This window comes from Mycobacterium sp. IDUB_24, assembly GCF_055419385.1.
In genome coordinates, this window is record NZ_JBVAXO010000001.1 from 99072 (window position 1) to 124295 (window position 25224).

Annotated in this window: 26 protein-coding genes; 12 read left to right on the forward strand and 14 right to left on the reverse strand. The window is 66.2% G+C overall.

The features are described 5' to 3' along the window. Window positions 1-17 precede the first annotated feature (17 nt). Window positions 18-473: a DUF350 domain-containing protein gene (locus ACZYZF_RS00460; protein WP_463745396.1), complete on the forward strand. Its 456-nt coding sequence runs from the start codon at window positions 18-20 to the stop codon at window positions 471-473. Here ACZYZF_RS00460 and ACZYZF_RS00465 read toward each other — a convergent pair. Continuing rightward, window positions 470-1603, reverse strand: a complete 1134-nt coding sequence (locus ACZYZF_RS00465; RefSeq protein WP_463745397.1) for a glycerate kinase — start codon at window positions 1601-1603, stop codon at window positions 470-472. The two genes, ACZYZF_RS00460 and ACZYZF_RS00465, sit on opposite strands and share 4 nt — an antisense overlap. Before the next feature lie 56 nt (window positions 1604-1659). Continuing rightward, on the reverse strand, window positions 1660-2091 hold the full coding sequence (locus ACZYZF_RS00470) for a MarR family winged helix-turn-helix transcriptional regulator (RefSeq protein WP_463745398.1): 432 nt from the start codon (window positions 2089-2091) through the stop codon (window positions 1660-1662). 45 nt (window positions 2092-2136) lie between these two features. Between ACZYZF_RS00470 and ACZYZF_RS00475 the strand changes: the two genes are divergently transcribed. The 4 genes from ACZYZF_RS00475 to ACZYZF_RS00490 all read left to right on the forward strand — a co-directional run bounded on the left by ACZYZF_RS00475 (window position 2137) and on the right by ACZYZF_RS00490 (window position 5197). Next, entirely contained in the window at window positions 2137-2829 is a 693-nt protein-coding gene (locus ACZYZF_RS00475; RefSeq protein WP_463745399.1) for a class I SAM-dependent methyltransferase, read from the forward strand. Between the two features lie 146 nt (window positions 2830-2975). Beyond that, on the forward strand, window positions 2976-3728 hold the full coding sequence (gene pyrH, locus ACZYZF_RS00480) for a UMP kinase (protein WP_463745400.1): 753 nt from the start codon (window positions 2976-2978) through the stop codon (window positions 3726-3728). Between the two features lie 42 nt (window positions 3729-3770). Further along, complete coding sequence (gene frr / locus ACZYZF_RS00485) at window positions 3771-4328, forward strand: ribosome recycling factor (RefSeq protein ID WP_463745401.1); 558 nt, start codon at window positions 3771-3773, stop codon at window positions 4326-4328. A 23-nt stretch (window positions 4329-4351) separates the two neighbouring features. Continuing rightward, window positions 4352-5197 carry a phosphatidate cytidylyltransferase gene (locus tag ACZYZF_RS00490; protein ID WP_463745402.1) on the forward strand — a complete coding sequence of 282 codons (846 nt, stop codon included), beginning with the start codon at window positions 4352-4354 and terminating at the stop codon, window positions 5195-5197. On the opposite strand, the gene ACZYZF_RS00495 is transcribed toward ACZYZF_RS00490, so the two are convergent. Further along, entirely contained in the window at window positions 5105-6058 is a 954-nt protein-coding gene (locus ACZYZF_RS00495) for a DMT family transporter (protein WP_463745403.1), read from the reverse strand. The genes ACZYZF_RS00490 and ACZYZF_RS00495 overlap by 93 nt on opposite strands. Before the next feature lie 196 nt (window positions 6059-6254). Here ACZYZF_RS00495 and ACZYZF_RS00500 point away from each other — a divergent pair, with 196 nt between their 5' ends. Together ACZYZF_RS00500 and rlmN are read left to right on the forward strand one after the other, a co-directional pair. After that, window positions 6255-7106, forward strand: a complete 852-nt coding sequence (locus ACZYZF_RS00500; RefSeq protein WP_463745404.1) for a LysR family transcriptional regulator — start codon at window positions 6255-6257, stop codon at window positions 7104-7106. 13 nt (window positions 7107-7119) lie between these two features. Next, window positions 7120-8211 (forward strand): dual-specificity RNA methyltransferase RlmN, encoded by a 1092-nt coding sequence (gene rlmN / locus ACZYZF_RS00505; RefSeq protein ID WP_463745405.1) that lies wholly within the window; start codon window positions 7120-7122, stop codon window positions 8209-8211. Window positions 8212-8277: 66 nt separating this feature from the next. Here the strand turns inward: rlmN and ACZYZF_RS00510 are convergent, their stop codons facing one another. The 4 genes from ACZYZF_RS00510 to ACZYZF_RS00525 form a co-directional block, all read right to left on the reverse strand. Beyond that, window positions 8278-8697 carry a nuclear transport factor 2 family protein gene (locus tag ACZYZF_RS00510; RefSeq protein WP_463745406.1) on the reverse strand — a complete coding sequence of 140 codons (420 nt, stop codon included), beginning with the start codon at window positions 8695-8697 and terminating at the stop codon, window positions 8278-8280. 68 nt (window positions 8698-8765) lie between these two features. Then, the gene (locus ACZYZF_RS00515; RefSeq protein WP_463834275.1) at window positions 8766-10250 is read right to left on the reverse strand and encodes an aldehyde dehydrogenase family protein; all 1485 of its coding nucleotides are present in this window, start codon (window positions 10248-10250) and stop codon (window positions 8766-8768) included. A gap of 139 nt (window positions 10251-10389) precedes the next feature. Further along, window positions 10390-10947 (reverse strand): TetR/AcrR family transcriptional regulator, encoded by a 558-nt coding sequence (locus ACZYZF_RS00520; protein WP_463745408.1) that lies wholly within the window; start codon window positions 10945-10947, stop codon window positions 10390-10392. A 43-nt stretch (window positions 10948-10990) separates the two neighbouring features. Further along, entirely contained in the window at window positions 10991-12127 is a 1137-nt protein-coding gene (locus ACZYZF_RS00525) for a phosphotransferase (protein ID WP_463745409.1), read from the reverse strand. Window positions 12128-12183: 56 nt separating this feature from the next. On the opposite strand from ACZYZF_RS00525, the gene ACZYZF_RS00530 reads away from it, so the two are divergent. After that, window positions 12184-13365, forward strand: a complete 1182-nt coding sequence (locus ACZYZF_RS00530; protein WP_463834277.1) for a CaiB/BaiF CoA transferase family protein — start codon at window positions 12184-12186, stop codon at window positions 13363-13365. Here the strand turns inward: ACZYZF_RS00530 and ACZYZF_RS00535 are convergent. Continuing rightward, window positions 13353-15575, reverse strand: coding sequence for a glycoside hydrolase family 3 C-terminal domain-containing protein (locus ACZYZF_RS00535; protein ID WP_463834278.1), 2223 nt, complete (start codon window positions 15573-15575; stop codon window positions 13353-13355). The genes ACZYZF_RS00530 and ACZYZF_RS00535 overlap by 13 nt on opposite strands. Window positions 15576-15611: 36 nt before the next feature. Beyond that, window positions 15612-16148 (reverse strand): TetR/AcrR family transcriptional regulator, encoded by a 537-nt coding sequence (locus tag ACZYZF_RS00540; protein WP_463745412.1) that lies wholly within the window; start codon window positions 16146-16148, stop codon window positions 15612-15614. Between the two features lie 86 nt (window positions 16149-16234). On the opposite strand from ACZYZF_RS00540, the gene ACZYZF_RS00545 reads away from it, so the two are divergent. Beyond that, entirely contained in the window at window positions 16235-17491 is a 1257-nt protein-coding gene (locus ACZYZF_RS00545; protein WP_463745413.1) for a cytochrome P450, read from the forward strand. Between the two features lie 11 nt (window positions 17492-17502). Further along, a complete protein-coding gene (locus tag ACZYZF_RS00550; RefSeq protein WP_463745414.1) occupies window positions 17503-17694 on the forward strand; it encodes a ferredoxin in 192 nt (63 codons plus the stop codon). Here the strand turns inward: ACZYZF_RS00550 and ACZYZF_RS00555 are convergent. The 3 genes from ACZYZF_RS00555 to ACZYZF_RS00565 all read right to left on the reverse strand — a co-directional run bounded on the left by ACZYZF_RS00555 (window position 17691) and on the right by ACZYZF_RS00565 (window position 21338). Continuing rightward, window positions 17691-18263: a DUF2510 domain-containing protein gene (locus tag ACZYZF_RS00555; protein ID WP_463745415.1), complete on the reverse strand. Its 573-nt coding sequence runs from the start codon at window positions 18261-18263 to the stop codon at window positions 17691-17693. The two genes, ACZYZF_RS00550 and ACZYZF_RS00555, sit on opposite strands and share 4 nt — an antisense overlap. Window positions 18264-18384: 121 nt before the next feature. Beyond that, window positions 18385-19386 carry a hypothetical protein gene (locus tag ACZYZF_RS00560; RefSeq protein ID WP_463745416.1) on the reverse strand — a complete coding sequence of 334 codons (1002 nt, stop codon included), beginning with the start codon at window positions 19384-19386 and terminating at the stop codon, window positions 18385-18387. Between the two features lie 722 nt (window positions 19387-20108). After that, window positions 20109-21338: a cytochrome P450 gene (locus tag ACZYZF_RS00565; RefSeq protein WP_463745417.1), complete on the reverse strand. Its 1230-nt coding sequence runs from the start codon at window positions 21336-21338 to the stop codon at window positions 20109-20111. 29 nt (window positions 21339-21367) lie between these two features. Between ACZYZF_RS00565 and ACZYZF_RS00570 the strand changes: the two genes are divergently transcribed. Both ACZYZF_RS00570 and ACZYZF_RS00575 read left to right on the forward strand, forming a co-directional pair. Further along, the gene (locus ACZYZF_RS00570; protein ID WP_463745418.1) at window positions 21368-22276 is read left to right on the forward strand and encodes a cyclase family protein; all 909 of its coding nucleotides are present in this window, start codon (window positions 21368-21370) and stop codon (window positions 22274-22276) included. Then, window positions 22273-23469, forward strand: coding sequence for an alpha-hydroxy acid oxidase (locus tag ACZYZF_RS00575; protein ID WP_463745419.1), 1197 nt, complete (start codon window positions 22273-22275; stop codon window positions 23467-23469). Before ACZYZF_RS00570 ends, ACZYZF_RS00575 begins: the two co-directional genes overlap by 4 nt. A gap of 12 nt (window positions 23470-23481) precedes the next feature. On the opposite strand, the gene ACZYZF_RS00580 is transcribed toward ACZYZF_RS00575, so the two are convergent. Next, complete coding sequence (locus ACZYZF_RS00580) at window positions 23482-24318, reverse strand: thioesterase family protein (protein WP_463745420.1); 837 nt, start codon at window positions 24316-24318, stop codon at window positions 23482-23484. Between the two features lie 9 nt (window positions 24319-24327). Next, window positions 24328-25194: an SMP-30/gluconolactonase/LRE family protein gene (locus tag ACZYZF_RS00585; RefSeq protein ID WP_463745421.1), complete on the reverse strand. Its 867-nt coding sequence runs from the start codon at window positions 25192-25194 to the stop codon at window positions 24328-24330. Window positions 25195-25224 lie beyond the last annotated feature (30 nt).

Genomic DNA, 25224 nt, shown 5'->3' on the forward strand with positions numbered 1-25224 from the left:
CCCGGAAGGAATAACCTATGACAACCACCTTGGTTGCGCTCGGCTCCGATTACTGGTCGGTCCTCGGCCATGGGGTATCGGCCATCGTGCTGTACTCGATCGTCGGTGTGGCGCTGATGGTCCTGGGTTTCTACGTGATCGACTGGACCACCCCGGGCCCGTTGCGCACCCTGGTTCAGGCTGGGCGACCCAACGCCGCCGCCGTGGCGGCCTCCGGCGTGGTCTCGATGTCGTTGATCATCGTGCTGGCCATCTACAGCTCGTCGGGTGACCTGGTCCAGGGGCTGATCACCACCCTGGTGTTCGGGTTGGTGGGCATTGCGGCCCAGGCCTTTTCGGTGCGGCTGGTCGGCGCGATCAAAGGGATCGACATCGGCGGGGTGCTCGCCGCCGAACGATTTACCCCCCAGGTCCTGGTCGTGACGGCGTCCTACCTGGCGTTCGGGCTGATCGTGGCGGCTGCGATCCTCTAGGCCTCTGGCCCGAGCGTGCGGCAGACTTCGGCGGCCGCACGGGCCAACGCGGCCGGGCCGTCACGCAGAGCCTGTTCCAGTGGGACGCCCGGTGCGGTGATTGCCACCAATTTGTCCACGCCGTTGGCCAGGAGGACCTCGGCGCCGGGGGACACCCGGCCGCCGAAGATCACCACCCTGGCGCCGGTGCGCGCGGCCAGCCGGGCGACGCCGAACGGTGTCTTGCCCAAGATGGTCTGGGCGTCGACACCACCCTCCCCGGTGAACACCCAGTCGGCTCCGGTCAACGCCTGTTCCAGTCCAACGGTTTGGGCGATCATCTCGACGCCCGGGTCGCATTCGGCCGCAAGGAATTCCATCAGCCCGAAGCCCAGGCCCCCGGCAGCGCCGGCGCCCGCTCGATCGGGTCGGGCGTGGCCGAGCGAGGTCTCGGTCACCTCGACGAAGCGGGTCAACGCGGATTCGAGGGTCGCAACGTCTGCCGGGCCGGCGCCTTTCTGCGGTCCGAAAACCGCACTGGCGCCATCGGTTCCGAGCAGCGGCGCGGTCACGTCAGAGGCGATCCGGACGTGGACACCGGCCAGTCTGGGGTCCAGGCCGGAGACGTCGATGTGCTGCAGCCGTGCCAGTGCCGCGCCGCCGGGCGGCAGGGCAGCACCGTCGGCATCGGTGAAGGCGACGCCCAGAGCGGTGAGCATGCCGGCCCCGCCGTCATTCGTCGCCGAACCGCCGATGCCGATCAGCAACTCGGTCGCGCCGTGGTCCAGAGCCGAGATGATCAACTGTCCGACACCGAATGTGCTGGCGCACAGTATATCCCGGTCGGAAGGGGTCACCAGCTCCAGGCCGGAGGCGCTGGCCATCTCGATCACGGCCAGGCGACGGCCGTCGATGTAGCCATAGGTGGCGCGCGTAGGCCGACCCAGTGGGTCGCTGACCTCGACCGCCACGCGGTCACCGCCGAGGGCGTCGACAACGGCGTCGACTGTGCCTTCACCGCCGTCGGCCATCGGCACCCCGATGCACTCGGCGTCGGGTAGGACCGACCGGACGCCCTCGCGCAGCGCCGCCACCGCTTGCGACGCGGTCATCGACTCCTTGAAGGAGTCCGGGGCCAGCACGATCTTCATCGGCTCGGGACATTACCGACTGCGGCGCTGCTCGGCGCGGCAGAACTGAAGGCAGCTCAGTTGACCGCGTGCGCCAGGAGCCGTTTGAGCTCGCGGCGCTGCTCGGGGTCGAGGCGGTCGAGCACCTCGTCCTCGGCGGCGAGCACTGCCGATTCGGCACGTTTGAGTAATTCGACACCCTCGGCGGTCAACTCGGCGGGCAGCGCCCGTCCGGAGTCGACGGTGGCCGGCCTGCGCACCACGCCGCGGTCCTGAAGGCCGCGCACCACGTTGTTCATGGCTTGTGGTGACACGTTCGTGTGGCGGGCGAGTTCGGCGTTGGACTGGCCTGGGGACATCGACAGGATGCGGAGGCAGACGAACTCGGGCAGTTTGAGGCCCAGCGGTTGCAGCTGTGCGGCGACCCGTGGCTGCAGCACCGCGACCACGCGATACATCAAATATCCGAGCGGCTGGTCCTCCAGGATGCCGCCCACATCGGAGTTCATATCAAGCATATTGACACATATCAAGCAGGTTGATATACCGGACGTATGACCACGCCAAGCGAAATGTCAGACGCAATGTTCGAATCCGCTTACCGCGGTGAGGCTCCGGAATTTGCCGGGGTCCGTCCGCCGTGGAGCATCGGCGAACCGCAACCCGAGATCGCGGCACTGATCGCCGAGGGAAAGTTCCACGGGGAGGTGCTCGACGCCGGCTGCGGCGAGGCCGCGACCGCGCTCGACCTGGCCGAGCGGGGCTTCACCACGGTCGGATTGGACCAGTCGGCGACCGCCATCGAATTGGCCCGGGCCGAGGCCGCCAAACGCGGGCTGACCAACGCCAGCTTCGAGGTCGCCGACATCAGCGCGTTCACCGGCTACGACGGTCGATTCGGGACGATCGTCGATTCGACTCTGTTCCACTCGATGCCGGTCGAACTTCGCGAGGGCTACCAGCAGTCGATCGTGCAGGCGGCCGCACCCGGCGCCTCCTACTTCGTGCTGGTGTTCGACAAGGGGACGATGGGCGATTCCGGACCGGCCAATCCGGTCAGCGAGGAGGAATTGCGCGAGGTCGTCGGCAAGTACTGGGTGATCGACGACGTGCGACCGGCCCGCATCCATGCGCATGTGCCAGCGGAATTCGCCAACTTCGCCGATTTCGCCCGGATGGACCTCCGCGACGAAGGTGCCGACCGCAAGTCCATGGCGGCCTGGTTGCTTCAGGCGCACCTGGGATAGTCACCGGCTGACCTGTGCCGCCGGCGACACTCGGTCCTCCGGAGTTCACCCAAACTAGGTGTGCCGTCCGCCATAGGGCAGGATGGAGAGGCCGTCCAGGGGTAACCCGGGTGGCTCTCTACATGCGAGGAGTGCCGAGGAGACCGATGGCGGATCCGAATGTCGCCGGCGAGGGCGCAGCACCCATTCGTCCCTTCTATACAAGGGTTCTGCTGAAGCTCGGCGGAGAGATGTTCGGCGGTGGCCAGGTCGGCCTCGACCCCGACGTCGTGCATCAGGTGGCCCGCCAGATCGCCGCCGTGGTGCGAAGCGGAGTCCAGGTCGCGGTCGTCATCGGCGGCGGCAACTTCTTCCGCGGAGCCCAACTGCAACAGCGTGGCATGGAACGCACCCGCAGTGACTACATGGGCATGCTCGGCACCGTGATGAACAGCCTTGCGCTGCAGGACTTCCTGGAGAAGGAAGGCATCGACACCCGCGTGCAGACTGCCATCACCATGGGTCAGGTCGCCGAGCCGTACATCCCGTTGCGGGCCGTGCGGCACCTGGAGAAGGGGCGCGTCGTAATCTTCGGCGCAGGCATGGGCCTTCCGTACTTCTCCACCGACACCACGGCTGCGCAGCGCGCCCTGGAAATCGGGGCCGATGTGGTGCTCATGGCCAAGGCTGTCGACGGCGTCTACACCGCCGACCCACGGGAGGACCCGAACGCCGAGCTGCTCACCGAAGTCAGCCATCGCGAGGCCATCGACCGCGGCCTGCGGGTAGCCGATGCCACCGCCTTCAGTTTGTGCATGGACAACCGGATGCCGATGCTGGTGTTCAACCTCCTCACCGAAGGCAATATCGCCCGTGCAGTGGCGGGTGAGAAGATCGGAACACTGGTCACCACCACCTGACCCGCCGCGCAAGCGAGGAGCAAGATCGATGGAGAACCCGAAGTGATCGACGAAACTCTCTTCGACGCCGAAGAGAAGATGGAAAAGGCCGTGAGTGTGGCCCGCGACGACCTGTCCACAATTCGGACCGGCCGCGCCAATCCGGGCATGTTCTCCCGGATCAACATCGAGTACTACGGGTCCATGACGCCGATCACGCAGATGGCGAGCATCAACGTTCCCGAAGCGCGCCTCGTCGTCATCAAGCCTTACGAGGCATCCCAGCTGAGGCCGATCGAGGATGCCATCCGCAACTCCGACCTCGGGGTCAACCCGACGAACGACGGCAACATCATCCGGATCTCCATCCCGCAGCTCACCGAGGAGCGCCGCCGCGACCTGGTCAAACAGGCGAAATCCAAGGGCGAGGACGCCAAGGTGTCCGTGCGCAACATCCGTCGCAAGGCGATGGAGGAGCTCAGCCGGATCAAGAAGGACGGCGAGGCCGGCGAGGATGAAGTCGGGCGCGCGGAAAAGGACCTCGACAAATCCACCCACACCTACACCGCCCAGATCGACGAGTTGGTCAAGCACAAGGAAGGCGAGTTGCTGGAGGTCTAGGCGACCTTCAGCACCCAAGTCCCGTGGCACAGACTGAGCCACCACAGAAGACCTCGCGCGCCGGCCGCGACCTGCCGGCCGCTATCGCCGTCGGCGTGGTGCTCGGTGCCCTTGCGATAGGCACCCTGCTCTTCGCGCCCATCTGGTGGCTGCCGCTGCTGGCAGTCGCCATCGCCATCGCCACCCACGAGGTGATCCGGCGAATGCGCGAACACGGCTATGCGCTGCCCACTGTGCCGCTGTTGCTCGGCGGGCAGGCCATGATCTGGCTGACCTGGCCGTTCGGGGCCGCGGGCCTACTGGGCGCCTACGGCGGCACCATCGTCGTCTGCATGGTGTGGCGCCTGGTCGGCCAGGGGCTGGATCAGCAACCGGTCAACTATCTGCGCGATATCGCCGCCACGGTGCTGCTGGCCACGTGGGTGCCGATGTTCGCGGCCTTCACCGCGCTGCTCATCTTCGCCGACCACGGCGGTGCCCGCGTTTTCACCATCATCGTGACGGTCGTCTTCGCCGACATCGGCGGTTATGTCGCAGGGGTCCTGTTCGGCAAGCATCTGCTGGCCCCGGCGATCAGCCCCAAGAAGTCCTGGGAGGGTCTCGGCGGTTCGCTGGTGTTCGGCATCGCCGCGGCCGTTCTATCGGTCGCATTCCTGCTGGACAAGCCGGCCTGGGTGGGCGTGCCGCTGGGCCTGTTGCTGGTGATCACCGGTGTGCTCGGTGATCTGGTGGAATCGCAGGTCAAACGCGACCTGGGCATCAAGGACATGGGCACGCTACTGCCCGGCCACGGCGGCATCATGGACCGGATCGACGCGATGCTGCCGTCCGCCGTCGTCGGCTGGATCGTGCTGACCCTGCTGGCGTAGCCCGCGCTCGTTGCGCGCGCCAGATGCGTTCAGCCAGCAGGCGATCGCACCGAGGACGAGTCCCGCGGCGATACCGATGTTCACCCGCTCGCCGAGCATGAGCCAGGACAACACCCCTGCGACTGCGGGAATCACGCAGAACAGCATCGCGACCGCTGAGGCGCCGTGCAGGTTGATGGCCCGCACGTACAGCGACACCCCGAGTATGGCGTTGAGCAGCACCACGCCGGCCACCGCCAACGCGGCTTTGGTGGCGTCGTGCACCTCGATCGGCGTGCTGAGCGCGAGCGCCGATGCGGGGATGAACGCGACGGCGTTCTGTACCGAGGTTGAGGCCCGGAAGTCGACATCCGAGCAGAACCGCTGTTGATAGACCCCGCCTGCGGCCAGGCCGAGCAGCGCCACCAGCAGCAACCCCACTGCCGGGTCGATCCCACCTGAGGTGACCAGTCGGGTCGCGCATGCGGCCAGCACTGCGGCGATACCGAGCACCAACGCGGCTACCCGGCGCGGCGTCAACCGGTCACCCAAGAACATCGCGGCGAGCAATGCAGTCGCCACCGGGTTCATCGCAATGACCACCGCGCACAGCACCGCCGGCGCACCATGCTGAATCGCGACGTAGAGCGCGCAGAACTGCACAGCCTGCATCAGCAGGCCCGCCACTGCGACGTGGAACAGCTTGCGGCCGGTGGGGAAGCGGACCCGGGCCAGCCCTGCCCAGGCGCCGAGGACCAGCCCCGCCAGCCCGAAACGAACAGCCAGCACCGCCATCGGGGAGAGGGCGTGCACGGCCAGGTTCCCGATCGGATACCCCAGGGCGTAGAAGAACGTCACGGTCGCGGCCGTGCGCGTCGGCATCGGCTGGATTGCTCCTCGCGTGCGCAGTGGAGTGGGCGGCATGGTCCCATCGTGAGCGACGCCCGTACGCGCGGTCCAACGATTATCGGCAATCGCGATCGATCGTTGATGCTAATCAGTAAGGCGGAATAACTCAGCGAATGGAAGGAAATGCCTGCTCTTTGATCGTAAGTACTGATCGGAGTACCTTGATCGCATGGGACAGGTGCTGGACATCGCACCGCTGCGCAGCCTGGCTGCGGTGGCGGACTGTGGCGGGTTTCACCGCGCCGCCGCGGTGTTGCACATGACGCAGTCCGCCGTCAGCCAGCACGTGCGTCGTATCGAAGCCGTCGTGGGCGGTCCCGTGGTCGAACGGTCCGGCCGTGGTGTCGCCTTCACCGAACTGGGACATCGCGTCCTCGGTCACGCCCGTGGCATTCTCGCCGCGCACGATGCGGCGCTGATCGATCTCGGTGCGGCCGAGGAACAGGTACTGCTGATCGGTGCCACCGAGCACGGCGCCGACGTCATGTTGCCCGCCCTCACGGCGGCGCTGGGCGAGCGGTTGCCCAACTGGCGGCTGCGGTTTCGTCTCGACCGCAACGTCACGCTCGCCGACGCCCTCGAACACGGTCTGGTAGACCTCGCCGTAATGCTCGACGGTTCCGGAATGGATCCCGCCCATGCCTCCGGAACGCTTGCGCTCAAGTGGATCTCGGGCCGCAGCTTCACCACAGCGGCGAATCAGCCGTTGCCGGTGGTGATGTTCTCCGAGCCGTGCACATTGCGCGAACCCACCTTTGCCACCCTGGACCGGTGCGCGACGGACTACCGCATCGCCGCCGAATCGGCGAACCTGGCGGGCCTGTTCGCAGCCGTGCGCTCTGGTCTGGGCGTGGCGCTGCTGCCGATGATCGGCCGGCTGCCCGACGGGCTGTGTCTGGCCGAGGGGCTGCCGCCTGCCAGCCGTGCATCGGTGTTCGTCCGCGGCCGCGCCGGGGTGGACGCCGCCGTCCTGGACACCGTTGAACGGACCGTTCACGACGTTCTCGCCGAACAAGCCTGATACTGGAAAAGACATGAAGCAGGAATTGGTCTTCGAAGCCCCCCGACGCGGTATGCCGCCGCAGCACCTTGCCGACCTCGACGAGGACGGCCGTATCGCTGCCGTCACCGAGCTGGGTCTGCCGAAATTTCGCGCCAAACAGCTGGCTAACCAGTATTACGGCCGCCTGATCGCCGACCCGCAGCAGATGACCGATCTGCCCGCCGCGGTGCGCGACCAAGTGGCCGGGGCCCTGTTCCCGACACTGATCGATCCGGTGAAGCAGATCCAGTGCGACGCGGGGGAGACCCGCAAGACGCTGTGGCGCGCGGGCGACGGCACGACCTTCGAGTCCGTGCTGATGCGCTATCCGCAGCGCAACACGGTGTGCATCTCGTCGCAGGCCGGCTGCGGCATGGCCTGCCCGTTCTGCGCGACCGGCCAGGGCGGCCTGCAACGCAACCTGTCCACCGCCGAGATCCTCGAGCAGGTCCGGGCGGCGTCGTCGGCCATGCGTTTGGAACATGACGGGCGGCTGTCGAACATCGTGTTCATGGGCATGGGCGAGCCGCTGGCCAACTACAACCGGGTGCTGGCCGCCGTGAAGCGCATCATCGCGCCGCCGCCGAACGGTTTCGGGATCAGTGCGCGATCGGTGACGGTGTCGACAGTGGGACTGGCGCCGGCGATCCGGAAGCTTGCCGACGAGCGCCTCGGTGTCACGCTCGCGATGTCGCTGCACACCCCCGACGACGAACTACGCGACACGCTGGTGCCGGTGAACAACCGGTGGAGCGTCGACGAGGTTCTCGACGCCGCCCGCTACTACGCCGACGTCACCGGTCGTCGGGTGTCCATCGAGTACGCGTTGATCCGCGATGTCAACGACCAGCCTTGGCGCGCAGACCTTCTCGGCAAGAAGCTCCACAGCAAGCTGGGCGCACTCGTCCATGTCAACCTGATCCCGCTCAACCCGACTCCGGGCAGTAAATGGGACGCCAGTCCCAAGCCCGTCGAACGGGAATTCGTCAAACGTGTTCAGGCCAAGGGAGTGTCGTGCACGGTGCGTGATACCCGCGGGCGTGAGATTGCCGCCGCCTGCGGCCAGTTGGCCGCCGAGGGCTAGTTTTCCCTGCGTTGACTCTGCGGGTACGGCGCTATCTACTCGCGTTTTGTCGCCATAGCTGCAGGGTCAATTGGGTTGTGCCGGAGGGTTGGTGAACCAGAGGTTCTCCTCGCGCAGGCTGCGGCTGCGCCAGCCGTCAGGCGTTCGCACCAGCTCGTGGTGGTAATACCCGCCGCACGCACTCTGCTCCGCCGTCCCCGGCAACTGCATGGGGTTGTAGAACATCGCGCGCACGGTCGCGGTATCGCCGTCACTTTCGAGGACCTCGACGTTGGTGATGTAGTGCATGCTCCACGGGATCACCCCGAAGTTCGCGGCGAACCAGTCGACGACGTCATCGCGGCTGCCCACCACCGCGCCCGCCGACGAGTAGTCGATCACCGCGTCCTCGGTGAACACCGATCGGTACAGCTCCCAGTCCTTGCTATCGACTGCCCGGGCGTACCGGTACAGCAAGGCCTGGATCTGCAATTCGTCCATAGTCATCCTTCCCGAGCGTGCACACAGATCGCGTTCCGACGCGGAATCGCGATCTGCGCGCACCGTCGGCGCTGTTACTCGGGCATGCCGATGGTCTTGGACTCGAAGTACTCCTTGAAGCCTTCTTCACCGTTGCGCCGGCCCAGACCGCTCTGCTTGGAACCGCCGAACGGGCTGTTGATGCCGAAGTGGCTGCGGCTGTTGATGGTGACGTTGCCGGTCCGGATCCGCCGCGCGATCGCGAACGCGCGGTCCACGTCGCCGGACGAAACCTCCCCGGAGAGGCCGTAAATGGAGTTGTTGGCGATGGCGACAGCTTCGTCGTCGGAGTCATAGGGGGTCACTGTCAGCACCGGCCCGAAGATCTCCTCCTGGGCCACCTGTGAGTCGGGATCGACGTCGGCAAGCAGGGTGGGCTGTGTGTAGTAACCCGTGGGCAGGTTCTCCGGAATGCCGCCACCGGTGACCAGCCTTGCACCCGAATCGATCCCGGATTTGATGAGCCCGAGCACCTTCTCGCGCTGAGTGGCGCTGATCTGCGGGCCCTGCATGATGCCCGGGGTCCAGGGATCGCCCACCGGGAAGTTCTCCATCGCACCCTTGAGCAGCTCGATGCCCTCGTCGTAGCGGCTGCGGGGGAGCAGGATCCGGCTGGGCAGGATGCAGGACTGGCCACTCATGACACAGGCCATCATCGCCGCGATCGGCAGCGCCGAGTTGAAGTCGGCGTCGTCGAGCACGATGTGTGCGGACTTGCCGCCAAGTTCGAGCATCGTCCTCTTGACGGTCGAGGCTCCGGCCGCCAGGATGGCGCGCCCGGTGGCGGTCGATCCGGTGAAGGTGATCATGTCGACCCGTGGGTCCGCCGACAGCGCGGCGCCCACCTCGTTGGCGTTGGATACCACGACATTGAAGACGCCGGCCGGAATGTCGGTGTGCTCGGCGACGATGCGGCCCAGCTCAGTGCCCGACCAGGGGGTCAGCTGCGCGGGCTTGAGCACCACGGTGTTGCCTGCCATCAGGGCCGGAACCGTCTCGGCGATGTTCAGATAGAACGGGACGTTCCACGGAGTGATGGCGCCGACGACGCCGACCGGCTCGTAGGCGATCTTGCGCCGCGCCGGGCCGAGCTGGGTCTGGTGGACGCCGTTGTCGACGACGTACTCGAAATTCCTGCCGTGCTCGGCCCAGTGCTTGACCTCGCCGATCGGGTCCTCGATCTGTGAGCCCGTGACGGTCACCGGACAGCCGACCTCGGTGACCAGCACCCGGCGCAGCCGTTCCTTCTCGGCGTCCAGCGCGTCGTGCAGCTGCATCAGGCAGTGGTGGCGGAAGTCGACGTCGCGGCTCCAGTCCGTTTCGTCGAAGGCGCGCCTCGCGGCGCCGACGGCACGCTCGATGTCGGCCACCGTGCCATCGGTGGCCTGGCCGGCCACGTGTTCGCTGCCGGGGTGGATGACGTCGAATTTCGCACCGCTGCCGGTGTATTGGAGTTCCCCGTCGATGAGCATCCGCTCGTCACCGGCGAGCACGCCGGTGTCGCTCTGCACCTGAGTCATATGCACAGCTTTACAAAAATTGCCGGTCGTGTCACCCCTTTGCGAGAAGGATTGACCGATTGACAAGTCTCTGCAATCGTAGAGTGTCAATCGCGAGTGGGCGGGAGGTGCGGACGGGTAAAAACCGGATCAGGGCAGGTCAGTTCGAGTCGGGCTGTTTGATGCCGACGGCATGGCGCAGTTGCGCCAGAAACTGATCGCCGTCATCACTGCGCACGATGTAGTGCGAGACCGCCACCCGGATCGCGGTGGCCGCCTTGACTGGCGCGTTGGAGCCCGAGAGCAGTTTGAGCAATCGCGCCCGCATGAGGGGTATGACGTTGGCCAGTTGTGCGATCACGACTTCGGGCTCGATGTCGACCAGCCGCACCCCCGAGTACGACTGCTGGTATTGCACGATGAAACGCAATGCGGCGTCGAGCTTCTCGTTGCCACGCAAGCCCACGGTCGCTCGGCTGATGCCGTGGTCGAACATCTCGCGCTCATAGGTGCCGAAGCCGTCGAGAAGCTCCTGCTTGTCGGCGAACCAGCGGTACAGCGTGGGCCGGGACACGCCGGCCTGCAGTGCCACCTCGGAGAGGCTCAACTTGGTCTGACCGCTGCGGGCCAGCACCTCGGCGGTCGCGACCAGGATTCGGTGGCGCGTCGAGGTGTCTTCGACGGATATGTCCCGCTGCGCGGATACAGGTTCGTTCACGTCCAGCCTTTGGTTGTTCGTGGTTCACCAAATGGTAGGACCATCAGAGCAACTTCTTGAGTATTGCCACAGTCTCCAGGTCCGCCAAGGCTGCCACGCCCCGTCTGGCGCCCTCCAGCGCGATGCCTTCGTCCTGCATACCGCCGAGTCCGGCGGTGATGACAGGCGCCGCGTAGGCATAGATCGCGCCCAGGCGGTAACGCTCCCACAACTCGTCGTGATCCAGCGCCGGGCCGCCGGCCGCGGCCAGTGCGCGCCGGTATTCGTCGAGCAGTTCACGTTCGGCGGCCTGTCGGTCGGCCGTGGTCATGCAGGTCACCAGGGTGTACGCCAGCTCCCGGCCGGGATGGCCCCGGCGGACGGCCTGCCAGTCGAGGAGGCCCGCCTCGCCGTTGCGGAAGAACAGGTTGCCCGGGTGGGCGTCACCGTGCATCACGGTGTGTGGTGGCCGATCGAGTAGCTGCGCTGCCGCTCGGTAGTTCTCGTCGATGAACCGTCCGTCGGCCACCGGAATGTCGGTGGTTTCGGCCAGTCGTCTGGTCGACAGCTTGAGAAGTGAGCCGGTCATCAGTGAGGTGTGGTCGCCCGATGCCGAGTACAGCCAGCCCAGCGGTCCACCGCTGTGTGCCGGTAACCGCCCCCAGAACGCGGCGTGGACGCGGGCGAGCAGCTCCACTGTCGCGGCGGCCCGGTCCCGGCCCAGCGGGTGCAGGGTGTCGGTGAACTCGCAGGGGCTGAGCGTGAGGTCTTCCAGTACCAGCACATACCGCCCGGTCAGTGGATCGAACGCAGCGCCGTAGGAGCGGGGAACCCCGGGCAGGCCGTCGGCCAGCTGTTGGTAGAAGCGCACCTCGGTGTGTCCCAGCCGGCCCAGCTCGCCCATCATCCGGGTGGCCGCGGTTTCGGCCGGCATCTTGACGAAGACTGACTCAGGCACGCTGGGCCCCGACAGGGCGAGCCGAGCGCGTGACGACGTACCCGCATCGCCACCGATCACCGCCACCGATTCGACCGCGCGGCCGGTGAGACGGGACAGGTACGCCGGATCGAGGTCTGCGATCCGGCGGGGCAGTGCCCGCAGGCGCCCGATGACCGCATCGGTTGCGATACGTTGCACGCCGTGGCCGATATGTCCGGCCAGGCCGGCGACAGGGACGAGGCGGCGGGCCGGTGTGAGCATTCGCCAAGTTTACAAATGTGCGGCAGATTGTAAAGCGGTTTCAGAAAGGAACGGCGATGGCGGGTCCGTTGGAGGGGTTTCGGGTCGTCGAGTTGGGTGTTTGGGTTGCCGCGCCGGCAGCGGGCGCGCTCCTGGCTGACTGGGGCGCGGACGTCATCAAGATCGAACCGCCGACGGGTGACCCGGCGAGAACCTTCGGTCGGATGCTCGGCCTGGATCCGGATCTGGGAGTGGCGGCCAACCCGCCCTTCGAGATGGACAACCGATCCAAACGCAGCATCGTCCTCGACCTCGGCGCGCCTGAGGGACGGGACACCGCCATGGAATTGCTTTCCACCGCAGACGTTTTCCTCACGAATGTGCGTCCTGCCGCGCTGCGTCGGCTGGAACTCGACTTCGACACCGTCGCGACCAGGAATCCACGCTTGGTGTATGGGTTGGTCACCGGATACGGCCTGACCGGACCGGATGCAGATCGAGCGGCCTACGATGTTGCCGCGTTCTGGGCCCGTGCCGGACTGGCTGACCTGCTCACCCGCCCGGGGGACACCCCGCCGTTTCAGCGCGGCGGAATGGGGGACCACTCCGCGGGAATGACGCTGGCGGCCGCGGTGTGTGCCGCCCTGCTGGCCCGAAATCGCACGGGGACAGGACAGTTGGTCAGCACCTCGCTGTACCGGCAGGGTGCTTACACCGTCAGCTTCGATCTCAACACCGTGCTGATGAGCGGTGAGCAGATCGCAATCGGCCGGCGTGAGGCGATGGCCAACCCGTGTATGAACAACTACACCGCCGGCGACGGCAAACGCTTCTGGATCGTCGGGCTGCAAGGAGACCGGCACTGGCCCGCACTGTGCCGGGTGGTGGCCCATGAGGATTGGCTGAGCGACAAGCGGTTCGCCACTGCCCGTGACCGATACGTCAATGCGCGCGAACTGATCGCCGCGTTGGATGTGATATTCGCCGGGCATCCGTTGGACCACTGGGCCCCGTTGTTCGACAGCGAGCCCGACTTCTTCTGGTCACCGATCAACAGCCTCGACGACGTCATCGCCGATGAGCAGTTTCACGCTGCCGGAGGAATTGTCGAAGTGCCCGACGGAATTTCGACGGTGCCGATGGTGGCCAGCCCGGCTGATTTCTCGGCCACCCCATGGCAGCCGCGGATGGTGGCCCCGGCGCTCGGCGCGCACACCGACGAGATCCTGGCCGAGCTGCGTGGCGTTCAGGACCGCTGAGCGTTGATGCCTGCGAGCAGTTCATCGAGCTGCTCGCGGGTGACCTTGCCTGCCGAGAATGCGGCCATCCGCCCGATCGGCACCGATTCCAGCATCCGCAGCAGGTTGCTACCGAGCGCGGAATCGGCGGCGCCGAACGGGGAAGCGCTGCCCAGCACCCCCAGAATGGTCTGAGCCGCCTGCGGGTCGGCGAGCAGCTCGCCCAGCGTCGACTCACGGGTAAATGGGCGCGTCGATTCGTCGCCCGCCACCGCCACCGTCGCAGACAGCCGAAGGTCGCGGCTCGAGGCGCCGACCGAAACCCGATAGTCGCCGGCCTCCACGACCCAGCGCTCGCCGTCCGTGCTCCAGTAGGCGAGATCGGTTCGGTCGATGAGGATTTCGACAGTCTTGCCCTGGCCTGGCTCGAGCATGACGGCACTGAATCCGGCCAACCCTCGCGTCGGTCGGCTGACGCGGGAGCCGGGTAGCCCGGCGTAGGCCTGCACCACTTCCCGGCCCGCGCGACCGCCGGTGTTGGTGACCGTCACGCGCACGGCCACACCTGCACCGGTGGTGGTGAGCTCGAGGTCCGAGTAGTCGAACCGGGTGTATGACAGGCCGTGGCCGAACGGGAACGTCACCGCCATATCGCGGGAGTCATACCAGCGGTAGCCGACGAACATCCGCTCGCCGTAGACGGTATGGCCCGAATCGGACGGAAAATTCAGATAGGCCGGGGAATCCTGCAGCCGCAGCGGCACCGTCTCGGCCAGCCGGCCCGAGGGGTTCACCACGCCGAACAGCACATCGGCGAGCGCCCCGCCCCCGGCCTGGCCGAGCAGCGCCCCGTCCACGACCGCCTGGGCCAGACCGGCGACGGTGTCGAGCCGCACCACGCCGCCGTGGGCCAGCACCACCACGGTGCGCGGCTGGACTTCGACCACGGCACGCAGTAGGTCGAGCTGGGCGGCAGGCAGGTCGATGTGTTCGCGGTCGTACCCCTCGGATTCCTCTTCGGCGGTGAGGCCGAGGAATACGATTGCGGTTTCCGCAGATTCAGCTGCCGCTGCCGCTGCTGCACTGTCGGTTCCGGCGCAAAAGCTGACCGGGTGATCGCCGGCGAGCCTACGGATCTCGTCCAGCGGAATGTCGACGCGGGTCGGGTTCACATGGGAACTGCCGCCGCCCTGGTATCGGGGCTCTCGGGCGAACCCGCCGATGACCGCCAGCGGTGACGGCGCCAACGGCAGCAGATCCTGGTCATTCTTCAACAGCACGATGGCTCGGTGGGCTGCCTCGCGGGCCAGCTCGTGATGGCCATTGATTTCAACAGCACTGAACGATGTTCCGGCGTAGGCTGTTTGGGTGACCCGCTGTGCCAGAGTGGCCACGCGTCCAGCGGACCGCGCGACGGCAGCCGCGTCCAGCGTTCCGGCGTCCACCGCGTCCACCACCTCGGCGTCGGAGATCCCGCCGGTCGTCGGCATCTCGAGATCCAGGCCCGCCGCTACGGCCGCCGGTCGGTCGGCCACCGCACCCCAGTCGCTGACCACCACGCCGTCGAAACCCCATTCGTCACGCAGCACCGTGGTCAGCAGCCAGGCGTTCTCGGCCGCGTAGACCCCGTTGATCCGGTTGTAGGAGCACATCACCGTCCACGGGCGGCCTTGGCGCACCACGATCTCGAAACTACGCAGATAGATCTCACGCAACGTGCGTAGGTCGACGTCGGAACTGGCGCGCATCCGATCGTGTTCGGCGTTGTTGGCCGCGAAATGTTTCAGCGACGCGCCGACGCCGCGGCTCTGCACGCCGCGCACCCATGCCGCCCCGAGCGCACCGGACAAGAGCGGATCTTCCGAGTAGTACTCGAAGTTGCGCCCGCAGCGAGGGTCGCGCTTGATGTTGACTCCGGGGCCGAGGAGCACGTGTACGCCCAGTGCTCGGCTTTCGTCGCCGAGCGCCTGACCGACCCGTTCCACCAGCTCGGGATCCCAGGTCTGGCTGAGCCCGACCGCGGGAGGAAAGCAGGTCGCCGGTTCGCTGTCTGAAATGCCCAGATGATCTGTCGCACTGCCGGATTGACGACGCACCCCGTGTGGCCCGTCGGTCAGCATGATGGCCGGCACCGGGCCGATCGGCTTGGTGGTCCAGAAGCTCGCGCCGCTGCCCAGCGCGGCCTGGTCGGTCAGGTCGAGCCCGGCGATGAGGTCAGGAAAGTGCGTCACCGCCGCCAGCGTAGCGCCGGGTGCGCTTTTGCCTGGTCAACGCTGCGGCTTCACCCCGGCAGCATGGCGCAACTGCGCGAGGAAATCGTCCGCGTCATCGCTGCGTACCAGGTAGTGACATACCGCCACCCGTACCGCGGTGGCCGCGGCGACGTCGGCATCCGGCCCGGTGGTCAGGCGTTGCAGGCGTTCCCGCATCAGCGGGATCACCTGGGTGAGTCGTTTGATGACGTGTTCGGGTTCGATGTCGACCATCCGCAGGCCCGGATAGGACTGCTGGTATTCGACGACGGTTCGCAGAGCGGCATCCAGGTGCTCGTCCTCCGGCAGATCGGCAGAGGCCTGCGCTACGGACCGTTCGTAGGTCTTTCGCTCCCACACCACGAACGCGTCGAGCAACTCCTGTTTGGAGGCGAACCAGCGGTAGAGCGTGGGCCGGGACACCCCGGCCTGCAGGGCCACCTCGGACAGGCTGAGTTTCGTCATCCCGTTGGCCCCTAGAACCTCGGCGGTGGCAGCCAGGATCCGTCCTCGGGTGCTGCTGTCGTCATCGGTGGACGATGTTTCCGCCATACCCACAGCTTTACAAACTATCGTCGAACTGTCACGCTAATTCGTGCCGCGACACTGGCGTCGGGCGACGCGCAGGAGGGGATACCGTGACAGTTGCCAGCTCACCGCAGGCACGCGAATACAGCCCATTCGACATCACGTCACACGATTTCTGGAGCCGGCCCTTTGCCGAACGTGACGAGACGTTCGCGCAGTTGCGTGCCGCTGACGGGCTGAGCTGGCATCAGCCGCTGTCGTCACTGTTCGACGTGGAAGAGCCAGGCTTCTGGGCCATCACCCGCCGTGCCGACATCCAGTTCGTCAGCCAGCATCCGGAGCTGTTCACCTCGACCCAGGGTGTCGCGCTGGACCCGATGCCGTCAGACGTGCAGAAGTTCGCCACCTTCTTCCTGATGATGGATCCGCCGGAGCACACCACGTACCGCCGCCTGATCAGCTCGGCGTTCACCCCGCGCAACGTGCGCAAGATCGAAGAGCAGATCCACCGCAACGCCGTCGCCGTCGTCGACGACCTGATCGGTGCCGGCGATGTCGACTTCGTCGCGGCGTGCTCGGCACAGCTGCCGATGCGGACGATCTCCGACATGCTCGGCGTGCCCACTGCCGATCAGCCCGCCCTGGCCAAGGCCGCCGAGAAGCTTTTCAGCATGAGCGATGACGAGTACTCGTCGCTTGAAGAACGCGCCATGGCCACCATCAACGAGATCATGCTGATCTCGAACACGGGCGTGGAGCTGGCCAAGTTCCGTCGAGCCAATCCCGGTGATGACCTGATGACCAGCATCGTCAATGCCGAGGTCGACGGCCACCGGCTCACCGACGAGGAGATCGGGGCATTCCTGATCCTGCTGGCCTCGGCCGGCAATGACACCACCAAGCAGACCACCACCCACGCGATGATGGCCCTGGCCGCCAATCCTGGCCAAAAAGATTGGCTGCTGGAGGATTTCGACAACCGGATCGGCCTGGCCACCGAGGAATTCGTGCGGTGGGCGACTCCGGTGATCCAGTTCGCTCGGCATGCCACCGAGGACGTCGAGCTGGCCGGCCAGCAGATCAGGGCCGGCGACAAGGTGGGCCTGTTCTACTGTTCGGGTAACCGTGACGAATCGGTGTTCACCGAGCCCGGCCGCTTCGACCTGAGCCGTTCACCCAACCCGCAGGTGGGGTTCGGTGGTGGCGGTCCGCACTTCTGCCTGGGTAATCAGCTGGCCAAGACTGAGTTGCGACATCTGTTCCGCGAGTTGCTGACCCGGCTCAAGACCATCGAGTTCGGTGAGCCGGAATTGCTGTACAGCAGCTTCGTGCACGGCATCAAGCGCGTTCCCGCGCACATCGCATAGGCCGGGACACGATGCGCGTCGAAGTCGACCTGGGCAAGTGCACCGGGCATGGCATCTGCGAATCGATCGCCGAGGACGTGTTCGAGGTTTCCGACGAGGGCATGGTGCACATCCACGGCGACGATCAGCCGGAGACTAATCGAGAAAAGGTGCAGATGGCGGTAACTCAGTGCCCGGCCGGGGCTTTGAGGCTGCAGGGCTAATCCGACATGGCCTGTCCGTGTTGCCAGACGCGCCGGGTCCATTGCTCTCCGTCCCACCACCGGAATTCGTATCGCCCGGTGGGATCGGAGTACCAGGCCTGTGCCGTCGGTTCTGATGAGGACGCGCCGAGGTCGAGCAGTGGGATGCCTTCGGGCAATCGGATCGCACCGGGAAGGGCGAATTTGCGCTCCTTCTTCGCTACCGAGATCTGCTGCACTGTCAGTGAACCGGTGACCGTGCACGTACCCGTTCGAATTTCCATCAGCCGGCCACGTTGAATCACAGCGCTCACTCCGGCCATGGTGAAGCAGAGTTGGAGATCGATGTTGATGGTGGCGAGCGGCGTGCCGTCCAGGGTCACGTCGACGGTGGGGTGGTGACTCGACTCGATTTTGTGTGTCACCAACGTGACGACCTCGGTGGCCGACGGGCTGCCGCGAGTGCTGCGTGCCGCTTTACGGAGCGCGGCGTACTTCTTCCAACCCTCGGCGGCCACGTCGGCGAGATTCAGTGAGAGCAGTCCGTCTGTGGCGTCTGCTATTTGACGCTCTGCCTCTGCGGCGTGCATGGGAGGGACCAGGGCTCGGACCGTGCCGTGGTCGTGTAGTGATGCCTCTAGCACATCGGTGGATGACTGGGCCGCATCTCCGAAAAGGAGGTCGCGCACGGTCGCGTTCCCGATGGGTGTCTCAACGCGTGTTGGAGTAGTCATCGTCCACCTCTCTGAGGGTTTGGCTTCCTAGGTCTGAGTGCGTTTCCATTCGGAGGGTGTGCGTCGTTTCCCCGGCATCGGGTGTTTCCCGTGCGATGACGGTCGGGGCGCCATCGGCACGTCCGACGGCATGTATGTGCGGGGGAGGCGGCGGCTTGACCGGCCGATGCTGACGAAGGGCATGGACGAGGGCCGCGATGGCGGTGACGCCGACGAACAGCCACAGCACCCACCAGTAATCGTGTTTGGGCGGCGGTAGTGGGCTGCTCAAGACCGTGAAGTCGGCGGCCAGTACGACTCCGTCCGAACATGTGGCGCGCAACGTCACACGGCCACCGTCGGTCTTTGCCGGGGCCAGGAGGGACGTGGTGAAATGGCCTGATTGATCGAGCGATGCCCCCGTCAGTGTCGTACCGTCGTCCCAGACCAAACTGACGGACCCGGAGCGGTCTGCGCACGGGAAGCGGTCGCCGGTGGCCACGATCTCGTCGTCGGTGTGTCCGCTCGTAGGTTGAAGCGTGAATGTCGGATCGGGCTGTTCAGGTATCGGCTTGAGCTGGCTCGTCACCGTGAAGGTCTGAGTGTCCGCGATGCTCGAGTCCAGGCGACACGATGCCGTCACAGTGTGGACGAGTGAGGGTTCCGCCGACGGAACCTGGAACGACGACGCGAACGTGCCTGGGAGGCGCTCGGCCAATAGTGTGTCGTCCCAGTACAGTTCGACATCTCCATCGCAGGCGAATCCAGTGCCCTCAGCAGTCACCCCGACGCCGGGTTGTCCGTATCCCGGTGTGAGGGTCAGCGTGGGTTTCGAGGCTGCGAGCACCGTGAAGGTGGCCGGTGGCGCCGCCGTACTCCCGCAGGATGCGGTGACGGAGTATGAGGTGGCCGTTGCATCCTCCGGCACCGTGAACGCGAACCTACCGTCGGTGCCTCGATCTGTTGGGGTCAGCTGCTGGTCGTCCCATCGAAATGACATGTCGGCGGGGGTACACCTGTCGAATCCGCTCACCGTCGCGTCGAATGGCGATCCCGCGTAACCCTGTTCGGGTTGGACTGCGAGGGTGGGCGCCAAGACGGTAAAGCTCGCACTGACCGGCCCGCTCGGGCACAACACCGTCACCGTGTGCGGACCGGGGCCAGCTGTCGCGGGTACGGTGAAATCGATCGTGGCACTGTTTCTATCCTCGCCCGAGTGCCCGACGATCTGCCCTTCCAGGCGACCATCGCCTCCCTCATCCCACCGGAAAAGGTCCGGCTGTGACGACGGTGCGGTCAGCTGCTCGTCGCCTGTGTCGACGCATGCCCTGATGCCCGTCAAAGTTCCTGTGAAATGTGTTGCTGGGTAACCTTGTTCGGAGCTGAGCCAGAAGCCGACCCGTCCCGTTCTATCGGGTTCCCTCGACGGTTCGGTTGTGGTGGGGCTGACGCTCGTCGTGGACTCGGGGGTACTCGTCGTCGACTCGGTTGGGCTCGTCGAAGTCGTTGGTGCAGACGTCGAGGACGATGGGCTCGGATCGGCGAGTGCGGGGTTACCCCACATCGTTGCCGGCAACAGCCCGCATATCGACGCGAACGCAATTGCCCCGGCATGCCACATCCGGCGGTGCTCGACTCGTCGGCCGTCTGGTGTCACCTCAGTAGCATCGCGCCGCTCGGTGCCGGTGTCGTGAGTAGTGCGCTACTCGTTTTGGCGCCGGATCAGGCGGCGGCCACCAGCACCCGACTCGGCCCGCGCACGGTGTAGTTGGTGCCGTACTCCAGGGGGCCGACCAGCTGCCAGTCACCCACGGTATCGATCATCTCCTCGAGGAAGATCTGGGCCTCCAGGCGGGCCAGATTCATGCCCAGGCAAGAGTGCAGGCCGAAGGCGAAGCCCAGGTGTGACAGCTTGCGGCGGGTGATGTCGAAGTCGTCGGGCCGCTCCCAGCGCCGCGGATCGCGGTTGGCCGCTCCCAGCAGCAGAGTGATTCGCTCGCCGTCGGCGACCGCCACCTGGCCGACGGCGGCGCCATCGCCCACCACGTCGCGGAAGATGGAGTGCGACACCGTTTCCAGGCGGTGTACCTCCTCGGCAGCGTCGAGCGCCAAGGTGCGATCGGCCTGCAGGGTGCGGCGCTGATCCGGATGCGTCGCCAGCGTCGCGACGATCTGCGCGAGCAGCTTGGCGGTGGTCTCATTGCCGGCGAACACCAATTGGGTGTTGCCGGCGACGATCTCCTGTTCGGTCATGTGCTCACGGGCATAGTCGTGGCCGACCATGGTCCCGATCAGATCCCAGTCGCCGTCAGCCGGGCAGCTCCGGCGGGGGAGTTGTTCGCGAATGTAGGAATTCAGTTGTGCCGTAGCCTGTTTGCCGGCTGCGATCAGCTCGGCACCGTGCTCTCCCGGCATGCTGTAGCCCTCCGCGGAGGCGCCCATTGCATCGCTCCATGCGGTGAACTGGTCGACCATCTCCGGCGGTACGCCGAGCATGTGCGCGATCACCTCGGTCGGGATGCCTCGGGTGAGTTCGGAGACCACCTCAACGGTATCGCCGTCGCGCAGCCGGGCTGCGACGGGTTCCAGGCGAGCTCGCACGATGTCCGTGATGACGGGGCGCAACCGTGCCAGCGTCCTCGGCCGGAAATCAACCGACCAGATCGACCGGATCCGATCGTGATGAGGGCCGTCGTAGAACTCCATCGTCGGCCCGCCGAACACCGCCGCATGTTCGACCTGGCCGCGTTCGGAGCCGAACCGCGCAGGTGTGCTGAGGATCTGTTTGATCAGATCGAAATCGGCGACCATCCAACGGTTGATGCGCTCGTTGAAGACCACTCCGCCGAGTTTCTGGATCTCGCGGTAGCGGGCCCACGGATCGGCCACGAACGCCGGGTCGGTGGTGTCGAAGGACATCAGCGGGAAATGGGGCGACACCATGGCTGTCATGTTGACAATTTTATGCAATTCTGTAAAGCATGAGTTTCAAAGACCTCGGCCGCGAACTGTCCAACTGGGGCCGGTGGGGGCCCGAAGACCAGATCGGCACCCTCAATCTCGTCGAGCCGCGGCACGTGCAGGCCGCTGCCGGTGAAGTCCGCTCGGGCAAAGTGTTCCAGCTGAGCATTCCGGTGGGCAAGGACGGTCCGCAGAGCGGTGTGGGCGGCCGGAACAACCCGGTGCACCTGATGTCGATGCAGCACAGCGATTTCGAGCAGCACGGCCTGCAGGTCGCCGACGACTGGATCATCATGCCGCTGCAATCGGGCACGCAGTGGGATGCGTTGTCCCACGTCGGTTACGACGGCAAGCTCTACAACGGACACTCGGCCGACGAGGTAGGGGCTCGGGCCGGAGCCCGCACGCTGGCCGTCGACGCCTTCACCGACCGGATCGCCGGGCGAGGGGTGCTGCTCGATATCGCCCGATTGCACGGGGTGGACTGGCTCGACGGGGGTACCCCGATCACCCCGGCCGACCTTGAGGCCGCCGAAGCAGCGCAGAGTGTCAGCGTCGGGGAGGCGGATTTTCTGCTGGTACGCACCGGCTGGCGTGGTCGACTCCTCGCGCAGGGCCGTGACGGCTGGATGTCCACGGAACCGGGGCTCGGCATCGATTGCGCCCGCTGGCTGCATGACCGCGGTGTCGCGGCAGTGGGCAGTGACAACTGGGCCATCGAGGTGATCCCCAGTGAAACGGGGGAGACCCTGCCGCTGCACTGCATTCTGATCCGCGACATGGGTATGCCGTTGGCCGAGATTCTCGACCTTGACGCGCTGGCCGCCGACTGCGCCGGTGACGGTGTGTGGAGTTTCCTGTTCGTCGCACCGCCGCTGCACATCAGCAATGCCGTCGGGTCGCCGGTCACGCCCATCGCGATCAAATGAGCCCGGCCTTCCAGTATCGGTTGCGCACCCCCGCCGCGTTGGTCACCGTCGACGACTATCGTCGGAGTGCGCGCCGGGCCCTGCCCACCATGGTGTGGGCTTATCTGGACGGCGGCGCCGACGACGAGCGCACCATGCGGACCAACCGCAGTGCATTCGCGAATTGGAATCTGCGCCAACGTGTTCTGGCCGGAAATCCCGGCGCCGAAATCGGCGTGACGATCGACGGCCAACAGCTCGAACTACCCGTACTGCTGGCGCCGACCGGGCTGACTGGGCTTGCCCACTGGTCAGGTGAGCTGGCTGCCGCGAGAGCCGCCGAACGTGCCGGTACGCGGCTCACGCTGTCGACGGCGTCGTCATACTCCATCGAAGAGGTCGCGGCAGGGACCTCGGAAGCCCACTGGTTCCAGCTGTATCCCTGGGGCGACGGCACGTTCTCGGATTCCATGCTGAGCCGGGCGTCCGACGCGGGATACCGCACCCTGGTGGTGACCGTTGATGTTCCGCTGCAGGGCAACAGAACCGGGGAGCGGCGAACCGGCATGGGGCACCCGCCGATCCTGACGCCGCGGCGCGTCGCCGACGCCGCGATCCGCCCGCACTGGTGGTACGGGCTGCTGCGGCACCAGCGAATGACGATGCGCAGCCTGACCCACATTGCCGGCGCCAAGGGAGCGGTGGAATCCGTCGGTATCCAGAACCGCCGGATCCGCCCCGACCTGAGCTGGCGTGACGTGGCGGCACTGCGTGAGCGCTGGGACGGGCCGTTCGTGGTCAAGGGCGTGCTGGAGCCCGAGGATGCGGTGCGAGCGGTCGACGAGGTGGGGGCCACCGGCGTAGTGGTGTCCAATCACGGTGGGCGCCAACTCAATGGCGTCATCGCGTCGCTCGATGCACTGCCCGATATCGCCGATGCGATCGGCGACCGTGCCACCGTCCTTCTCGACAGCGGCGTGCGGACCGGCAGCGACGTCGTCACGGCACTGGCGCTGGGCGCCGACGCGGTGATGATCGGCCGGCCCTACATCTACGGGTTGGCCGTGGCCGGCGGCGCCGGTGTCCAAGCCGTGCTCGACATACTGGCCGTCGAGATCCGCTCGACCCTCACCCTGATGGGAGTGGCGAGTGTGGCCGACCTGAGCCCCGCGCATCTCCGCCGAGCAGACACAAAACTGCCCGAAAACCCTTGAAAAAGAGCAGTTTTATGTCTGTTCGCGCTGGGAAGTCTTGGGCGGACGCGGCCGCACCAGCACCGACTGCTGGATCGCGCCGACCGCGCCGCTCTGGTCGAACAATGTCCCGACGGTGGCGCCGATACCGTCGGGCCCGTAGTTGGTGTCGGCACGGATACCGATCCACTCCCCATCGGGCACCCGGTGAATGTGAACCACCAAGTCGGTGTTGAGGAACGTCCACTTGCGGATGTCGATCTTGGAGCCGATGCCGTTGGCGTCGTCGGCCACCGCGAACAACCGCTGCAACGGCGTCATCGTCTCACCCTTGACCACGTCGACCGTCGGCTTCAGCCAGGACTCACCGGGACCCGGGGCCTGCGGCACGGTCAGCCAGCGCCAGTCCACGCTGTGCACGTAGTTCGGTTCCCAGTTCTTGGCCATGTCTCGGCTGCGCGCCTGCTCCAGTAAAGCCAGCGGTTCGGCGCCCGTGTGCGCGATCGCCGTGGTGTCCATCTGCAGCATCCGCCAACCGCTGGCCCGCGCCACGACGCGGGGCGCGCCATCGGGCCCCGTCGCGAGCATCTCGGCGCTGACCAGTTCGATCTGCTTGCCCGGCCGTTCCAACTGTGCACGCACCCACAGATCGCCCTCCGACGGCACTCCGCCCATCAGATCGATGGCGACCCGGCTCAGTCGGGTGTCGGCGCGGTGCTCGCAGCGTTCCAGTGCACGCACCAGCAACGCCGACACCGGTGCGCCGTGCTGGATGGCCGCCGACCAGGTACCGCGCGCCATGTCGGTGGCGCGAAACTTCTCGCCGATCGGATCACTCTCGTCGATCGGCTCGTAGTAAGAGTCAGACATATCTACCGTTCAGTGGTGATGATGGGTGTCGTGATCGCCCGGTGCGGGTGTTTCGACCAGCAGCGCGTCGACCCGCGACAGTTTGGTGCCGACGAGACGCTCCGGATAGGCGTCGGTGGTGGTGACCAGAAACAGAGTGCGCCCCTCGACCCCGCCGAGGGCGCATGCGATGGCGGTGCGTCCGTCGGCGTCGATCCGATCGGTAACCGCGGAGCCGTCGGGCGCGATGCGCTGGAACTCCTGCGCCAATGTCAGTGCCGCCCACACGCTGCCCTCGGCGTCGATGGCGAGACCGTCCGGTGGGCCGTCGAGACCGTCGGCGAACACCCGCCGGTCGGTGAGGCTGCCGTCGTTGCGGATCGTGAAGGCGCTCAGTCGCCGCGCGGTGGACTCCGCGACGATCAAGGTGGTGCCGTCCGGGGTGATCACCATGCCGTTGGGGAAGTCGAGATCATCGGCCACGACCCTGACGGGCTCTGTGGGATCGGGATCGATGCACACGATCACCCCGTTGGCGCGGGCTTGCGATCCGACATAGGCCCGACCGTGCGCGTCGATCACCATGTCGCCCAGGGCGGCGGGGACCAGGTCGCTGAGATCGGCCAGCAGTTCGACCGTGTCACCGTCGTAACGCAGTACCTGGCGGCGCTCGGTGGACGCGATCAGCAGGGTGCCGTCGGGCCGAAAACCCAGACCGGACGGGGCATGGCCGGGGAGGGGCAGGGTGGTCATGGCGCCTGACAACGTGACCGTGTGCACCGCCTCGCCCAGCATGTCGGAAAACCACAGCAGGCCTTCGAACCAGCGTGGGCCCTCGCCGAAACAGAAACCATGCGCCAGTTCAGTTGTCCCGGTTTGTTCGGTTCCCGCTGTCATGTCCTCGCGCCTTTACAAAACACGCCCCAA

What these genes read in the sequence shown, in the direction of transcription:
- ACZYZF_RS00460 (WP_463745396.1), top strand. Translation starts at nt 18, where the DNA reads ATGACAACCACCTTGGTTGCGCTCGGCTCCGATTACTGGTCGGTCCTC.
- ACZYZF_RS00465 (WP_463745397.1), bottom strand. Translation starts at nt 1,603, where the DNA reads ATGAAGATCGTGCTGGCCCCGGACTCCTTCAAGGAGTCGATGACCGCG.
- ACZYZF_RS00470 (WP_463745398.1), bottom strand. Translation starts at nt 2,091, where the DNA reads ATGAACTCCGATGTGGGCGGCATCCTGGAGGACCAGCCGCTCGGATAT.
- ACZYZF_RS00475 (WP_463745399.1), top strand. Translation starts at nt 2,137, where the DNA reads ATGACCACGCCAAGCGAAATGTCAGACGCAATGTTCGAATCCGCTTAC.
- pyrH (WP_463745400.1), top strand. Translation starts at nt 2,976, where the DNA reads ATGGCGGATCCGAATGTCGCCGGCGAGGGCGCAGCACCCATTCGTCCC.
- ACZYZF_RS00495 (WP_463745403.1), bottom strand. Translation starts at nt 6,058, where the DNA reads ATGCCGACGCGCACGGCCGCGACCGTGACGTTCTTCTACGCCCTGGGG.
- ACZYZF_RS00500 (WP_463745404.1), top strand. Translation starts at nt 6,255, where the DNA reads ATGGGACAGGTGCTGGACATCGCACCGCTGCGCAGCCTGGCTGCGGTG.
- rlmN (WP_463745405.1), top strand. Translation starts at nt 7,120, where the DNA reads ATGAAGCAGGAATTGGTCTTCGAAGCCCCCCGACGCGGTATGCCGCCG.
- ACZYZF_RS00510 (WP_463745406.1), bottom strand. Translation starts at nt 8,697, where the DNA reads ATGACTATGGACGAATTGCAGATCCAGGCCTTGCTGTACCGGTACGCC.
- ACZYZF_RS00515 (WP_463834275.1), bottom strand. Translation starts at nt 10,250, where the DNA reads ATGACTCAGGTGCAGAGCGACACCGGCGTGCTCGCCGGTGACGAGCGG.
- ACZYZF_RS00525 (WP_463745409.1), bottom strand. Translation starts at nt 12,127, where the DNA reads ATGCTCACACCGGCCCGCCGCCTCGTCCCTGTCGCCGGCCTGGCCGGA.
- ACZYZF_RS00530 (WP_463834277.1), top strand. Translation starts at nt 12,184, where the DNA reads ATGGCGGGTCCGTTGGAGGGGTTTCGGGTCGTCGAGTTGGGTGTTTGG.
- ACZYZF_RS00540 (WP_463745412.1), bottom strand. Translation starts at nt 16,148, where the DNA reads ATGGCGGAAACATCGTCCACCGATGACGACAGCAGCACCCGAGGACGG.
- ACZYZF_RS00550 (WP_463745414.1), top strand. Translation starts at nt 17,503, where the DNA reads ATGCGCGTCGAAGTCGACCTGGGCAAGTGCACCGGGCATGGCATCTGC.
- ACZYZF_RS00555 (WP_463745415.1), bottom strand. Translation starts at nt 18,263, where the DNA reads ATGCACGCCGCAGAGGCAGAGCGTCAAATAGCAGACGCCACAGACGGA.
- ACZYZF_RS00560 (WP_463745416.1), bottom strand. Translation starts at nt 19,386, where the DNA reads ATGTCATTTCGATGGGACGACCAGCAGCTGACCCCAACAGATCGAGGC.
- ACZYZF_RS00565 (WP_463745417.1), bottom strand. Translation starts at nt 21,338, where the DNA reads ATGACAGCCATGGTGTCGCCCCATTTCCCGCTGATGTCCTTCGACACC.
- ACZYZF_RS00570 (WP_463745418.1), top strand. Translation starts at nt 21,368, where the DNA reads ATGAGTTTCAAAGACCTCGGCCGCGAACTGTCCAACTGGGGCCGGTGG.
- ACZYZF_RS00575 (WP_463745419.1), top strand. Translation starts at nt 22,273, where the DNA reads ATGAGCCCGGCCTTCCAGTATCGGTTGCGCACCCCCGCCGCGTTGGTC.
- ACZYZF_RS00580 (WP_463745420.1), bottom strand. Translation starts at nt 24,318, where the DNA reads ATGTCTGACTCTTACTACGAGCCGATCGACGAGAGTGATCCGATCGGC.
- ACZYZF_RS00585 (WP_463745421.1), bottom strand. Translation starts at nt 25,194, where the DNA reads ATGACAGCGGGAACCGAACAAACCGGGACAACTGAACTGGCGCATGGT.